The sequence below is a fragment of the Candidatus Hydrogenedens sp. genome (genome assembly GCA_035361075.1).
Lineage (GTDB): Bacteria > Hydrogenedentota > Hydrogenedentia > Hydrogenedentales > Hydrogenedentaceae > Hydrogenedens.
Window position 1 is genome coordinate 41,722 of the sequence record DAOSBX010000021.1, and the last position, 14,532, is coordinate 56,253.

At 36.5% G+C, this 14,532-nt stretch carries 13 protein-coding genes; 11 read left to right on the forward strand and 2 right to left on the reverse strand.

Annotated features, from left to right (window positions below; all coding sequences use genetic code 11):
• The 3 genes from PLJ10_08030 to PLJ10_08040 all read left to right on the forward strand — a co-directional run bounded on the left by PLJ10_08030 (window position 1) and on the right by PLJ10_08040 (window position 3,470).
• Window positions 1-936 (forward strand): endonuclease/exonuclease/phosphatase family protein, encoded by a 936-nt coding sequence (locus PLJ10_08030; protein ID HOK09597.1) that lies wholly within the window; start codon window positions 1-3, stop codon window positions 934-936.
• Between the two features lie 22 nt (window positions 937-958).
• On the forward strand, window positions 959-1,717 hold the full coding sequence (locus tag PLJ10_08035) for a hypothetical protein (GenBank protein ID HOK09598.1): 759 nt from the start codon (window positions 959-961) through the stop codon (window positions 1,715-1,717).
• 220 nt (window positions 1,718-1,937) lie between these two features.
• Window positions 1,938-3,470 carry a YifB family Mg chelatase-like AAA ATPase gene (locus PLJ10_08040; protein HOK09599.1) on the forward strand — a complete coding sequence of 511 codons (1,533 nt, stop codon included), beginning with the start codon at window positions 1,938-1,940 and terminating at the stop codon, window positions 3,468-3,470.
• A 28-nt stretch (window positions 3,471-3,498) separates the two neighbouring features.
• Here PLJ10_08040 and mutY read toward each other — a convergent pair whose 3' ends face one another.
• Complete coding sequence (gene mutY, locus PLJ10_08045) at window positions 3,499-4,572, reverse strand: A/G-specific adenine glycosylase (GenBank protein HOK09600.1); 1,074 nt, start codon at window positions 4,570-4,572, stop codon at window positions 3,499-3,501.
• A gap of 122 nt (window positions 4,573-4,694) precedes the next feature.
• Between mutY and PLJ10_08050 the strand changes: the two genes are divergently transcribed.
• Both PLJ10_08050 and PLJ10_08055 read left to right on the forward strand, forming a co-directional pair.
• Window positions 4,695-5,819, forward strand: coding sequence for an LptF/LptG family permease (locus PLJ10_08050; protein HOK09601.1), 1,125 nt, complete (start codon window positions 4,695-4,697; stop codon window positions 5,817-5,819).
• On the forward strand, window positions 5,816-6,904 hold the full coding sequence (locus tag PLJ10_08055) for an LptF/LptG family permease (GenBank protein HOK09602.1): 1,089 nt from the start codon (window positions 5,816-5,818) through the stop codon (window positions 6,902-6,904). The genes PLJ10_08050 and PLJ10_08055 overlap by 4 nt, the downstream gene beginning before the upstream one ends.
• Before the next feature lie 12 nt (window positions 6,905-6,916).
• Here the strand turns inward: PLJ10_08055 and PLJ10_08060 are convergent, their stop codons facing one another.
• The gene (locus tag PLJ10_08060) at window positions 6,917-7,987 is read right to left on the reverse strand and encodes an SGNH/GDSL hydrolase family protein (GenBank protein ID HOK09603.1); all 1,071 of its coding nucleotides are present in this window, start codon (window positions 7,985-7,987) and stop codon (window positions 6,917-6,919) included.
• A 92-nt stretch (window positions 7,988-8,079) separates the two neighbouring features.
• On the opposite strand from PLJ10_08060, the gene PLJ10_08065 reads away from it, so the two are divergent.
• From PLJ10_08065 to PLJ10_08090, 6 genes are all read left to right on the forward strand, one after another.
• On the forward strand, window positions 8,080-9,237 hold the full coding sequence (locus PLJ10_08065; protein ID HOK09604.1) for a DegT/DnrJ/EryC1/StrS family aminotransferase: 1,158 nt from the start codon (window positions 8,080-8,082) through the stop codon (window positions 9,235-9,237).
• 2 nt (window positions 9,238-9,239) lie between these two features.
• A complete protein-coding gene (locus tag PLJ10_08070; protein HOK09605.1) occupies window positions 9,240-10,583 on the forward strand; it encodes an ATP-grasp domain-containing protein in 1,344 nt (447 codons plus the stop codon).
• Window positions 10,584-11,390, forward strand: a complete 807-nt coding sequence (locus PLJ10_08075; protein ID HOK09606.1) for a class I SAM-dependent methyltransferase — start codon at window positions 10,584-10,586, stop codon at window positions 11,388-11,390.
• On the forward strand, window positions 11,383-12,339 hold the full coding sequence (locus PLJ10_08080) for a glycosyltransferase family 2 protein (protein HOK09607.1): 957 nt from the start codon (window positions 11,383-11,385) through the stop codon (window positions 12,337-12,339). Before PLJ10_08075 ends, PLJ10_08080 begins: the two co-directional genes overlap by 8 nt.
• Window positions 12,340-12,363: 24 nt before the next feature.
• Entirely contained in the window at window positions 12,364-13,923 is a 1,560-nt protein-coding gene (locus PLJ10_08085) for a hypothetical protein (protein HOK09608.1), read from the forward strand.
• A partial coding sequence (locus PLJ10_08090; GenBank protein ID HOK09609.1) for a hypothetical protein occupies window positions 13,910-14,532 on the forward strand: 623 nt, incomplete at its 3' end. The genes PLJ10_08085 and PLJ10_08090, both read left to right, overlap by 14 nt.

Consider the following 14,532-nt stretch of genomic DNA (forward strand, 5'->3'; position numbering starts at 1 on the left):
ATGGGAAGAAAAAAGAGTCTTTTCTTTTGGAGTATTTTTATTTTATCTCCCGTTTTATTTCCAATCATCACTTTTTTGTTATTAGCAGTATACAGTGCAAATCATAATCCCAATCCACACGATTTTAGAAACAGTATATATAAAAATGTGGAACGAAAACCGCTAAGCGAACCTATAACTTTGAAAATTGTTACTTATAACATACAAGATACGTGGGTTGTGGGTAGGAACCGCCAAGAACGAATGTATGCTCTGGCAAGAAAGCTGATTGAATTAGACCCAGACATCGTTGGATTTCAGGAATCCTTTATCCAGAAAGACCGAGATATCTTAATCAAAGAACTAACAACAAAAAGCCGATTAAAGTATTATCAATATTTTCCCAGTGGTTTGGTAGGTAGTGGAAAATTTACAATGAGTGCGTTTCCTATTCGTGAAATATTCTTCTATAGATATAAAGTTACGGGGGATTGGTATCGGTTTTGGGAAGGCGATTGGTGGGCAGGGAAAGGGTGCGGACTTTCTCGTATCGAAATACCTGAAATAGGCTTCTTAGACTTTTTTAATACACACGCTCAGGCAGGCTATGGCAATCCAAAATACAAATATGTAAAAGAGGCTCAGATGAAGGAACTTGCTAATTACATTAATACAGCCTGCTGGACGGAATACCCTGTTATTTTAGTCGGAGACTTCAACACTCGCCGTGGAGATGTGGCTCATGATAGCCTCGTTATGATTGCTAACCTGACCCGAGTTATGAATATTGAGTCGAGCATTGACCACATTTATGCACGAAACAGCCCTTACTACCAGTTTGAGGTTTTGGATACTATTGAAATTCAGAAAGGACTTGATAATAGTGGAAAACCTATACAGCTTAGTGACCATAATGGATTTATGAGCACTATCCGTATTACACCGAAACAACATTAAACTTAATTAGAAGGAATAAACCATGAACAAACAATCACTAAACCTATTCACACTCTTTATCATTTTTACTCTTTTCTCAACAACTCTATTTGCACAGCCATCTGTGGACGAAACTAAGGCAAAACTTATTACCGCATGGGAAAAACAAAAAACTATTAGTGCAGATATTTCTGCAGACGCTACCCTACCCGTCAACAATGTAAACCTTAAACTAAAAGGTATCGGTGAATTATGGGTTCAAAGAGAAGGAGATAAAGAGAAGTATATGCAAAAAATCTCTGCATTTCCAGCAACATTGGTTGAATCAGGAGATACTTCCTTGCTAAACAATCCATTTGCTCAAGCACACGTCTTTTTTGATGGTACAGATTATTATGTTACTTACAAATTATTAACCAACCAAGAAACATTTAAAACACCCCCGGATATAACTAAAGGGAGCATTCCTCCTGGCGGAAAAAATCTTTTTGATGTAATTAAAGACAAGGTAGATATTACAGTAAAGCCCGAAACTGAGTATGACGGCAAGAAAATGATAACGTTACAACTTACACCGAAACAAGGCCAAACAGGGGATTTCCAAGGTGCCTATGTTCTGATGGATCCTGATATTGGTATTATGCGGAAATTAGAAATTCTTGGGAAAGACCTAACCCCAATGTTTACATGCGAATTTAAAAATGTAAAGACAGATGTCAAAATTCCAGACGGAACTTTTGTTGTTCCCTCTCCACCCACAGAAAATACATCTACCCCAAACCAGACAGAACCGAAAAAGTAATCACCAGACATAAAATCCTAATTTGACAAAATTTATATAAATTCCTCAAGCAATTCAAAACGACTAATCGTGGAGAAATCCTTTTACTTTGTGAACATATCTCATATTTATGTCAAGAGCCAGAGCCACTATTTACAAATTTGAGTAAATATCTGAATTTGAGTGATATAATAGAAAGTCAAAATGGATTTTATAAAGAAACAGATAAGAAGGAATAAACATGCTGGCACGGGTTCAATCAGCACATATTTTAGGGATAGAAGCATTTCCATTAACTGTGGAGGTAGATATAACGTACGGCGATAATAAAACGGATGTTGTCGGCTTGGCAGATACAGCAGTGAAAGAAAGTCGTGAGCGAGTGGCATCTGCTTTACGGAATTCAGGATTCCGTTTTCCACGGGGTCGAGTAATTGTAAATTTAGCACCAGCAGATATTCGTAAAGAGGGAAGTTACTTAGACTTACCCATCGCTTTAGGACTTATTCTCGCAGGTGAACAAGCCAAACCAGAATTAGATATAAGTAAGGTATTGATAGCAGGAGAATTGGCTCTTGATGGTTCCGTACGACAAGTGCCTGGCACTTTAGCGATGGCAATTCTTGCCCGAAAACTTGGATTTTATTCTATCCTTGTGCCCAGAGATAATGCGGAAGAGGCAGGTTTAGTCCATGATATTAATGTGATACCTATCAACAATTTAAATGATGCGATTAATTATCTCCATACACCCGAGATATTCTCACCATGGAAAACAAATTATCAAGAATTGTTCCAGAAAAAAGGGGTTCACACATTAGATTTTGAAGATGTAAAGGGTCAGGCTCATGTTAAGCGTGCCTTAACAATTGCTTCTGCAGGTGGGCATAATATACTAATGATTGGCCCACCAGGTACAGGGAAAACGATGTTAGCATCACGTATTCCTGGGATTCTACCTGAGATGAGCTTTGAAGAGTCCCTTGAAACTACACAAATTTACAGCGTTGCCTCATGGAAAGGTCAAAATTCCTCTTTTATTGCAACAAGACCATTTCGTTCACCACATCACACCACATCAACAGTTGCAATGGTTGGCGGTGGAGCCAATTTCCAGCCTGGTGAGATAAGTCTTGCACATAATGGCGTTTTGTTCCTCGACGAATTACCTGAATTTAACCGCTCTACTTTAGAAGTGTTACGTCAACCATTGGAAGAAGGCTTCATCCACATCCGCCGTGCTCATTATGCCATAACTTTGCCAAGTCGGTTTATGCTCGTGGCGGCAATGAATCCTTGTCCTTGTGGTTGTCGTACTGACCCAAAACGCACTTGCCGTTGTTCGCCAGGTGATATTCAACGGTACATAAACAGACTTTCTGGACCGTTGTTAGACCGCATTGACATGCACATCGAAGTACCCGCTCTATCTTTTGATGAATTGACCAAAAATCAATCTTCGGGACAAAGTAGTACTGATATTCGTAGTCAGGTTCAAGAAGCACGAAATCGCCAAACATATCGTCATGGGACATCTACCCTTCTTAATGCACATCTCGATACCAAACAATTACGGAAATACTGCAAACTTCCAGATACAGCACAACAATTGCTCGTTCAGGCTGTTGAATATCTCGGGTTAAGTGCACGTGCATACGATAAGATTCTACGGATGGCAAGAACTATTGCTGACCTTGAAGGAAAAGACACTATTACGGACAATCACATTGCTGAAGCGGTTCAATACCGCTCTATCGACCTAAAAGCCATGTAAAATGGAAATTATATTTTAATTAAGTGGCTTATAGGATAGCTTTCTCGATAATTTCCAAAAATGCCCTTGAAAAGGGGATTTGATTCAAATCTCTCAATGGTATCCACAAATAAGATAATGCAATCTCATTATGTTGTCCCTCTCTATTAAGAACCCCCTTAAATACATAAAAATGGATAATTCTGTGAGAATATTTTCGTTCATGTTGAAACAAATAAGTCCATTTGCAATTGCATTTAATCCCCAACGATTTAACCCATCGTGTTAATCTCTTTTGGACTAACATCATACCCCTGTTATTTTTAATATCTAACCATGGTAAAGCATACAAACCTTTCAAAAAATTTTGTTCCTTTTCTTGTTTTAATAATATATTTTCTTTATTAATTAGAATTGCTACCGCCCAGTTCAAAACAGGCATTGCACTCTTCTTCTTTTTCTCGGGTAATAATTGCTCTTTCCCATGTTTATGTGCAAGGCAATACTTTTTTACAGGACATATATAACACGAGGGATTTGTCGGTTTGCAGATGGTAGAACCCAAGTCCATTAATGCCTGATTAAAATCTCCTGGAAACCTATGTGAAACTAATCTATTGGCACAATCTTGCACAGCGTCTTCAAACTCTATACTTCCCTGTAACCCTTTTATTTCAAACAAACGAGACAATACCCGTCGAACATTTCCATCAATTGTTGGTATCGGCTGATTAAAACAAATGCTACTGATTGCAGAAGCGGTATAAGGACCGATACCAGGAAGTTTTAACAATTCGGAATATGATGTAGGAAATTGTCCATTATATTGAGAGACAACAATTTTTGCTGTTTTTAACAAATTTCGTGCCCGCGTATAATAACCTAACCCTTCCCAGAGTTTAAGAACTTCTGTTTCTGTTGCATTGGCAAGGTTTTGAACCGTTGGAAACGTGTTTATAAACTGTAAGTAGTATTTTGTTCCTTGTTCAATTTGTGTCTGTTGTAAAATAATCTCAGATAACCAAATAAAATAGGGTTCTTTTGTTTTTCGCCAAGGAAGCGGTCTTGCATTCTTCCGATACCATTGTAATATTTTATTTCGTAGTAAAATTATCTCGTGCATGTATTACCTATATATTGTTCGCTTTGTTATATAGCAATGTACAAATTCCTTTTATATCCTCACATGCATTAGAATATTAGTTCCAATACTTAAACACTTTTTAGGGAAATACATTTCAGAGAATGATTATAACAAGAGTAGACCGATATATTTTACGGCAAGTTATTCCGCCAATGATTATTTCGTTTCTGGCGGTATCTGTACTTATGATTAGTGGCATTCTTCAACAGCAGGTTAAAGAATTATTAGATGAATTTCCTCTTGCACCTTTGCGAGTTTCCGATTTTTTATGGATGTCCCTATATGCACTCCCGATGATGGTTGGAATGATTATCCCTGTAACATTTTTATTTGGATTGATGTTAACGTATGAACGGATGAGTCGATTTCGTGAAATTATCGCAATGACTGCAGGTGGTATTTCTATGTTTAGAATTGCTTTGCCCACAGTAATATTATCGTTCATGCTAAGTATTGTGTGTTTTGCCGTACAAGACATCGCTCAACCCTGGGCTTTTCGTCAATTAATGAAATTGGCAAGAATGGATTTACCACTACGAATTACTCTTGACTTAATCCCTACAGGCAAAATGTATGAATATGGAAAATTGCGAGTATATATCCGCCAACGAAATGAGAAAGGAGAATTATTAGATATCGTGGTTCTACAACCAGAAGAAGATGGAAAAGTTATTGCTTTTTATGCAGATAAAGCACGTTGGCGAAAAGGTGAAAAAGAAAATGTTTTAGAGATGTTAAATGGTTTTTGGATTGAATCTCAGGAAAGAGATAATCAGGTTATTCGTGGTAGTTTCGAACGACTCGAAAAAGTGATTCCACCGTTACAACCTTTAGAAACAATTAAACTTAGAACAGGAATGTCACTGCGAGAATTGTTAAAAGAACATGCACACTTGTCAAATGAATATGAAAGAACAAAAGGATTACCCCTCTTATCTGATTTAAAAAAGTACCGTAGTGAGATTGCAGACAGGCTTTCTTTTCCCTTTATGTGTTTGGCATTAGGATTAATAGCATCCCCTATCGGTGTGCGGATGCGTGGAGCAGGCACTACTTATGCTTTCTCCTCCGGTTTTTTAATTGTAGGACTTTACTTCCTCCTTTATAAACTCGCTGGTGGCGGTGGACTTATGCCTTTATATATGAAATGCCTACTCCATCAGTTACCTAATTTGATTATAGGTGGTATTGGATTTATCCTATTGATTAAGGCAGACCGTTTATGAAAACTATAGATAGGTATTTTCTGTCCTCATGGATAAAAACGTTCCTACGTGTCATTATTGCCCTTGCCTTCTTGTATATTTTAGTTGATTTTTTCGCTACACGACAGGAATCTGTCCGAAAATACAATATCCCATTTTTCATCATTACTCAATATTATCTTCTTTCCATGCCTAAAATATTCTTCCAATATCACTTTCTATCTGCATCGGTAATGTTAACAACTTTTTTAGTCTGGGGACGCAGTGCCCAAGAAGGAGAAATAACCGCCTTACTTTCTGGTGGTATCCGTTTTGCACGAATTACCATTAGTGCTTTAATCGTAGCTTCATTACTAAGTATTAGTAGTTTTTTTCTTGAAGATACTTTGGGGGTTTGGTGTGCATCACAATTTAGAACTCTTGAAAAACAATATTTTTCGTATCATCTGGGAGATACAAAATCTGGTGTAAGCTGGACAAATTTAAGTGGTGGTTGGACTTGCCATATCTTGCGATTCAATCGGGAAGCCCTTACGGGTAGAGATGTGGTAATCCATCGTATTCAGAATGAACGTATTGATGAGATTCGGGCTCGCTATATTTGGTGGAATACAACACAAAAGAAATGGCTATTAGAAGATGGTAGGCACTTTATTCTCTTTCCCAAAAAAGATATGGAACAACAAGTGATACGAATAACCCAAATCCCTGCACCATTTTCAGAGCCACCAGAAACATTGTTCGCTCTGGAATTGCCTCAAGAACTTAAAACATGGTGGCAATTTTATCAGGAACTAAAACGTGCACAGTTATTTGGGATACCAACCTATAAATACGAGGTAGATTGGTATTCCAGATTATCTCGACCAGTAAGCGTCCTTATCATGTTATTACTTGCATTACCTTTATCTACACTATGGAGAAAAGGAGGGCTGATATTAAGTTTCGGGGTAACCACCATTACCGCTATTACATATACATTATTCTTCGTATTATTTACAGGTTTAGGATACCTTGAAGTGTTACCACCTTTGTTAAGTGCATGGTTCGCAAACTTCATATTTTTTACTATTGCAATCTATATTTGGAAAAGAACACCTACTTAATAAAGATAAGGCTCAATTGTTAGCAATCTCACTGGTAGATAATGGCACTATTTTATTTCTAACGAGGTATTCATAAATGTTTTGGGCAGTAAACTCATGTCCAGCCACTGTAAAATGAACCGTATCAAGCATCAACTGTTTATAATCGTTCTCAGCAAATAGAGGAACTAAACTAAAGTAGGGAAGGTTTAATTGCTCCAATAATTGTATAAACCCTGGCGTAACATATAATTCATCCCCTTGAATCATGGGGAAAATACAAATATGAACGGGTATGTTCGTTTCCTGACTAATGTTCAGAATATCTCTATATGCACGTCGTAAAAGAAAGAGAGGGTCTGCTTTGTATTCTCGGTAAATAGACATAAGCCGAATAAAAGAAATAGTTCTTGAGGGTCCGTGAAAAAAATGCCACCATAGTCCACCATCAAAACCAATTTGCCCATCATTTGGACAAAAACCGATAAGAATAAGGTCAGGATGATAATCCAAAACTTTTACACGTAACAGTTCTGCTTCTTGTTCCGCATTATACCCACCAATACCAAAATTCAACACTTCAAACTGGGTATTTGGAGTATTGTGGTTTTGAAGTAATGCCTCTAATTTTTTGGGGTATGTATCTTCAAGCCTCTGTCTCCAGCCAAATGTAACAGAATCGCCAACAACGGCTATACGAAATACATTAGAAGGCTTTTCCTTTGGATACTCTCTGTCTCTAAAACCACCTGAATTTATCTTTATTATTTCAGATATTTCCGCATTTGGTCGCAATTCATACATTAACTTTTTATTTTTGGAACGAATGTGCACTATGCTATTTCCATCAGCCTGCCATACAAAACGTCCTGCTTGCATAGGGTCAACTTCCCACGCTGCACCATCATATTTAGGGTCAACAGGCACAAAAACTCCCATCGTTTTCAAGAGATATGATTCCCATGTAGCAAAAAATATCTCTGCAATTCCAAATGATACACAAAGACCAGCAATAAATAAACCTATATTAATAACAACATTACCTATTCGTCTACTTTTTTGGGTCGATTTATTTTCTGACGTTAAGTCATTTGTCGTATTCATTAAAGGGGTCACCTATGTTAAACTTAATACATTATTAAAGAAATGTTCTTATTGTATAATTTATCACATCATCAATAAAACAAGGTTCTTTTATGGATTTAAATAGATACATAGAACAGCACCGCTTCAAAGAAAGTATATATGTCACACGTCCAATTATGCCATCTTTTGACCAATATCAACAGTATCTTTCTTCAATTTGGAATTCATTATGGTTAACAAATGAAGCGTATTGGCATCAAAAATTTACAGAAGCATTAAAACAATACCTTAATGTTAAAGAATTAGTGCTTTTTTGTAATGGGACAATTGCTCTCCTTATTGCATTAAAAATTTTAAACATCGAGGAGGGTGAAGTTATCACTACTCCCTTTACCTTTCCTGCGACACCGCATGTTATATGCTGGAATGGCTTAAAGCCTGTATTTTGTGATATTCAAAAAGACACCTACGGATTAGACCCAAAACAGGTCGAGGAAGCAATAACACCACGTACCAAAGCCATCTTGCCTGTCCATGTTTATGGGATTCCATGTGATGTTGATGCTTATGAAACCATTTCCAGAAAGTATTCCATCCCTATCATTTATGATTCTGCACATACATTCGGATGCCGTTTTCGTGGAAGGGCACTATGTGATTACGGAGATATTTCTGTATTAAGCTTCCATGCAACTAAATTATTTTCTACCGCCGAAGGAGGTGCCTTAATTTGTCATAATCCAGAGCAAGCCAGATTAGCATATTTTATGAAAAACTTCGGTATTGCTGATGAGGAAACAATAATCGGTGTCGGCATAAATGGCAAAATGTCAGAACTATCCGCTTCCTTTGGTTTAGCATTATTACCAATGGTAGATAACGAAATAAAGAGGAGGAACGAGTTATATAATTTATACTGCGAAAGATTAAAGAATTGTTCAGGAATTAAACTTGTGTCCATACCAAAAGGATGCGAATGGAACTATGCCTATTTCCCAATAGAGATAGATAAAGAACAGTATGGATTAACAAGGGACGAATTGTATCAACGGCTACGGAGTTGCAACATTATTGTTCGTAAGTATTTCTATCCCTTATGCAATAAAATTCCATATTACATAACACATAGCCAAATACCAACACATCCGACACCCATAGCTGAAGAAATATCTCAACGAATATTATGTCTTCCCATGTATGGCAGTCTAAATCCTGAAATTGTTTTACAAATATGCGAGCTAATTCAAACATTCCCAACATGGAAATGAATATGAGCAAAAAATGTTTTCGGGATTTAAATATCCCTATCCGTGTTTTGGTTTTTCCAGGAGGTACAGAAATCGGTTTAGAAATATTCCGCTCTTTAGCCTATTCACGCCATATCAAATTATATGGAGCAACAAGCCTTGACTGCGACGCTGGCTACATTATGTTCCAAAATTACACCACAAACGTACCATTTGTTCACCATCCTGATTTTATCAATGCTTTCAATTCCCTATTGAAAAAGAATGATATCGAATTTATTTTTCCAGCACATGACACAGTAGGTTTGTATCTTTCAGAAAACAGAGACAAATTGCCCTCTAAAGTCCTTATATCTCCTTATGATACTTGTGTTATTTGCCGAGACAAATTAAAAACATACCAATATTTTAAAGATTACATACCTACTCCACACGTTTATGAAAATCCTCATGATGTAAGCCATTTCCCTGTATTTCTCAAACCACGAGTCGGAGAAGGTTCAAGAGGAGTATATAAAGTAAATACAATGAAAGAATTAGAAGGGCTTCTTGAAACCAGAAACGACTTACTTATATTAGAATATTTGTCTGGTATAGAGTATACAGTTGATTGCTTTACCAACTCTGAAGGAACCTTGATTTTTGTCGGGGCAAGAGAACGAAAACGTGTAGCAAATGGCATCAGCGTAGATACGCAGATTATCGATAAAACAGAATTTATACCCTTTGCAGAATGTATTCATTCACACCTAAAATTTCGAGGAGCATGGTTCTTCCAGATGAAACGGAATAACGACGGACAATTAGTGCTTCTCGAAATTGCCCCACGTGTAAGTGGAGGTATGGGACTTTTCCGAAACCGTGGAGTAAACCTTCCCTTATTAACTGTCTACGATGCTCTCGGTTTGCCCCTGAATATTTCCGAACAATCGTTCCCAAATAGAATGTTACGTTGTCTGTCTAATCATTTTGTCAATTCACTTCATGAAAACAATATTCAATCAGATTATAAAATAAAATATGAACATGTTTACATCGATTTTGATGACACACTTCTCATAAAAGGGAAACTAAACTCTTTTATTTTTATGTTTTTAATACAATGTAAGGGGAACCACATTCCAGTCACTTTACTAACCAGACATAAAGAAAATATTTTACCTTTGTTAAAACAATATGGAATTGAAAACATATTCACACGTATCATTATATTATCTGAGAAAGATAAAAAATCAGATTATATTACAGAAGATAATTCCATATTTATCGACGATTCATATAGCGAACGACAGGAAGTCTCCAAGGTTAAAACCATACCTGTATTTGGTGTAGATATGATAGAAACATTGATTGATTGGAGCATGTAAATGGATGAATATAAATTTATTGAACACGTAGGAAAAACCTATACAAAAGGTTCTCATCAGGATAAAGTCATACGTGAACTTATTGTGCGGACATTCAAACCATACTTAAATCCGGAAATGACGTGCCTTCAATTAGGCTACGCCGAAGGTGTAGATACACAGATATTAGCACCATTATTATTTCAATTAGATGTTGCTGAGGCAAATAAAGAATTTATAAACAACGGTTTACAACACAATTTGAAAAATGTTCGTTTTATACACACCCTTTTTGAGGATTTAAGCCCTGAAAAAACAGGGAAACAATATAATGCAATATTTGCAATTTATGTGTTGGAACATATCCTCGATGTAAATAAATTATTAAAAATAACTCACTCCCTCCTCTTACCTCATGGACTACTTTTCGTAGTTGTCCCAAATGCTCGTGCCCTTTCCCGTCAATTAGCACGGCATATGGGGCTAATAAAAGAACTTACTGATTTAACCGAACATGATATTCAACATGGACATCGGCGTGTATATGACCGTATACAACTCAATAGGGATATAAAAGGAGCTGGGTTTGAGATTATCCATCAAGGCGGTATCTTCTTAAAAATTCTTGCCGATTTCCAATTGGACCAATTATACAAAATAGGAATTTTAGGACCTGACCAAATTGAAGGGTTATATCAATTAGGTCTGGAATACCCTGATTTATGTGGGTCAATTTTTGCCATAGCAAGGAAGGCTACACCCGACTCATCCGATGTGTCCGACATGTCCAACCCGTCCGATTCCTCAAAAGGAAAAAACAATGACTAACGAAAACAAAACACAAGACATTGAATTTTCCATCGTGATTAGCTGTTATTATGAGGAAAAAAGTATAGAAGAATTCCATCAACGCTTAAAGAGCACATTAGATAATACTGGACGTTCTTATGAAATTATCCTCGTTAACGATGGTAGCACCGATGGCACATGGGAAAAACTTAAAAAATTATATAATGAAGATGAAAATATATATGCCATATTAAACCTCTATCGCAATTCGGGACAACAAGCTGGCGTTACGGCGGGTATTATGGAGGCAAGAGGGAAAGCCATTGTTCTTATTGATAGCGATTTACAATTGGCACCCGAAGACTTACCAAAATTAATAGAAAAATATGATGAAGGTTATGATGTCGTTAGTGGTTATCGACAACATCGACAGGACAGTTTTTTACGTCGCTTCCCATCACGAATTGCAAACTGGATTATGCGAAAATCATCAGGAGCACCTCTAACTGATTTCGGTTGCACATATAAAATCTACCGTGCTGACCTTGTCCGTGCATTTGAGTATGGGCCTTTTTACATTTTCCGAACCGCTGATGTTATATCCCGTGCTGGGAGTTGTATTGAAGTTCCAGTCCAACATTTCCCCCGCCCTTATGGAAAGTCAGGGTATACCTTTTTACGGCTGTGGCAATACAACATGGACAATTTAGTTCGCACCTCACCACGATTATTTCAATGGTTTGCCGTTATCTGTTTGTTTTTCGGGTTCCTGTTTTTCCTTCGTATCATATCTGCATTCTTCTTTGATTACCGTATCATGAAAGAAATTACACCAGGACTAATTCTTAACGTTATCACCTTCTCTCTTCTGATTATTATTGGTATCTTATCCATTATTGGCGAATTTGCAATTCGCTCCTTTTTAGCATTGTATAGAATACCTGCGTTTATCGTTAAAGAAAAATGGAAGAGAGTGAGGGAAAACTAACATTGATTGCTATTATAAACACACATGAACACAAAAGTTAGCACGAAAAAAACATTTAAACTAATTATCATACTATGCCTATGGTTTTTACCTATTTTTATAATAGTATGTATTGAATTTTCCTTACGCATCTTGAATGTCGGTGAAAATCGAAACCCATTTCTTGAAAAAGAATGTAATCAGACCCACTTTTTTGTCCCCAATCGCAGTTTTTACCAGCAGTATTTTCGCATTCCTCTTTATGATTTTGTCAATTGGGACCATCTCGATTTTTCCATATCGAAACAGAAAGATAAAAATGCTTTTCGTATCTTCGTCTTCGGCGAATCCGCAATGTATGGGTTAGAAAGTTCCGTAAGGCAATTAGAAGTGATGTTGAAAATGGCTATACCTGAAATAAAATGGGAAATCTATAATGTGTCCTGTCCAGGTATTAATTCACATATTCTCTATTTTTTAGCAAAGGCATGCGTTTACTTTTCGCCCGATGCTTTCCTTATTTATATGGGGAACAATGAAACTATTGGTCCTTATGGCGAGCATTCTTTTCTATATAAATTTCCTGCATTGAGAACAACCTCTGTAATTCGGCTCGATACTTGGCTGAAAAAATTAAGGATTGTTCAGTTATTCGAAAAACAACCAGATATACATTGGCGTGAACAAACACCTGACAATTTAATGCCTTTTGTCCCACATCAAGGGCAAGAAACAAAAACATTGGAACTTTTTGAAAAAAATCTAAAAGACATGATAAATATTGGAATTAAGACCAATGCATATGTAGTTTTAGGAACCTTATCGTTTAACAGAAAGTTTGGTGTAGACCCATCAGAATACAAATCCTTATCATTTCAACAAACGGAGATGAATAAACGTATCCTTGCCGTAGGTAATACCTTTAAAACGCAAACCCATCTAATTCGCCTTGTCGATTTAGATAAAACAATCGCTCAAAAAAGTCCTGACGGAATTCCTGGGTATGAATATTTCTGTGATAATATCCATTTTACTTTTGAAGGCAACTATATTGTGGCTCAGGAATGGTTTAATGCTGTTCTATCGATACTGAAAGAGAAAAAACAAGTTTCACTGGAAAACAATACTCTATCAATTCCAATAGAAAAATGTGCTGAATACTTAGGATGGAATAAGGCAAATACGTTATTACAGATTCAAATGCAAAAGAACGTTATTACAGATGCAGTATCGCTTAAGTTTCTTCAAAAAAAAGAAGAAGAGGTGTCAAAAGAAATTGGAGATTTTATCGAACAATTAATTGTTGATGGATATAAGCAAGCTTACGAAATAAATCCTGAGGATGAAAAAATAAATATGCAGTTGATAGAGTGGTTACTAAAAATAAAAGACCTAAACAAAGCCATGGAAATATCTCAACTATTCTATTCAAGATATCCCTGTTCAAGAATAGCAATGCGATTACTTGGAAATGTTTATGCAAATACATCAGATATTGATAATGCCATTAAAATATATCAAGAATGTTTAACATATTATCCAGATGACGGTTTAGCCAAAGACAGTCTAAATAGAATGCTTAAACTCAAACATGAAACAAAATAAAGTTATATTAAAAAAAATAAATATTAGAGGTATAAATTGTTGGATTATCCTCTTCCTTATTGTAATTTCTTCTATTGTTGCATACTTCCACTTAACCCTACGAGTAAAAACAATCGGCAAAGATTACCGATTTGAACATGAATGGTTGGTAAATGCTATCTCTGTAGCGTGTGGACAAGGCTTTACAACCCCAGTAGCACCTTACCCAGAAAATATGCGGTTGTTTCTCGAGCAAAAGACAGACGCCATGAATAAAACAGATCTGCCCAAAGACTGGAAGCGATGGGATAATAGCCCCTTCGTCAAAACCCATCGCTACCTCATAACAAGCATTGGATTCTTTTGGCGTCTCTTTGGAATACGATGGAGTGTCCTAAAAATTTATGCGGGTGTCTTATTTGTTATTACAGTACTTGCCTCATATTGGACAATCTACAAACTTGCGGGAAAATTATATGCATTCTTCGTTTCTGTAATGGTTGTAAATGCACCTGCTTTATTATTTCTACTTCCATCCTTACGTGATTACTCAAAAGCCACCTTCTTTATGCTTTTTCTGGCAGTGTTAGCCGAGTTATTGTATGGCACACAAAAAAACACATTTAAATT

Excerpts from the sequence above, each read along its gene's own strand:
- PLJ10_08030 (HOK09597.1), top strand. The coding sequence starts at position 1 with ATGGGAAGAAAAAAGAGTCTTTTCTTTTGGAGTATTTTTATTTTATCT.
- PLJ10_08035 (HOK09598.1), top strand. The coding sequence starts at position 959 with ATGAACAAACAATCACTAAACCTATTCACACTCTTTATCATTTTTACT.
- PLJ10_08040 (HOK09599.1), top strand. The coding sequence starts at position 1,938 with ATGCTGGCACGGGTTCAATCAGCACATATTTTAGGGATAGAAGCATTT.
- mutY (HOK09600.1), bottom strand. The coding sequence starts at position 4,572 with ATGCACGAGATAATTTTACTACGAAATAAAATATTACAATGGTATCGG.
- PLJ10_08050 (HOK09601.1), top strand. The coding sequence starts at position 4,695 with ATGATTATAACAAGAGTAGACCGATATATTTTACGGCAAGTTATTCCG.
- PLJ10_08055 (HOK09602.1), top strand. The coding sequence starts at position 5,816 with ATGAAAACTATAGATAGGTATTTTCTGTCCTCATGGATAAAAACGTTC.
- PLJ10_08060 (HOK09603.1), bottom strand. The coding sequence starts at position 7,987 with ATGAATACGACAAATGACTTAACGTCAGAAAATAAATCGACCCAAAAA.
- PLJ10_08065 (HOK09604.1), top strand. The coding sequence starts at position 8,080 with ATGGATTTAAATAGATACATAGAACAGCACCGCTTCAAAGAAAGTATA.
- PLJ10_08070 (HOK09605.1), top strand. The coding sequence starts at position 9,240 with ATGAGCAAAAAATGTTTTCGGGATTTAAATATCCCTATCCGTGTTTTG.
- PLJ10_08075 (HOK09606.1), top strand. The coding sequence starts at position 10,584 with ATGGATGAATATAAATTTATTGAACACGTAGGAAAAACCTATACAAAA.
- PLJ10_08080 (HOK09607.1), top strand. The coding sequence starts at position 11,383 with ATGACTAACGAAAACAAAACACAAGACATTGAATTTTCCATCGTGATT.
- PLJ10_08085 (HOK09608.1), top strand. The coding sequence starts at position 12,364 with ATGAACACAAAAGTTAGCACGAAAAAAACATTTAAACTAATTATCATA.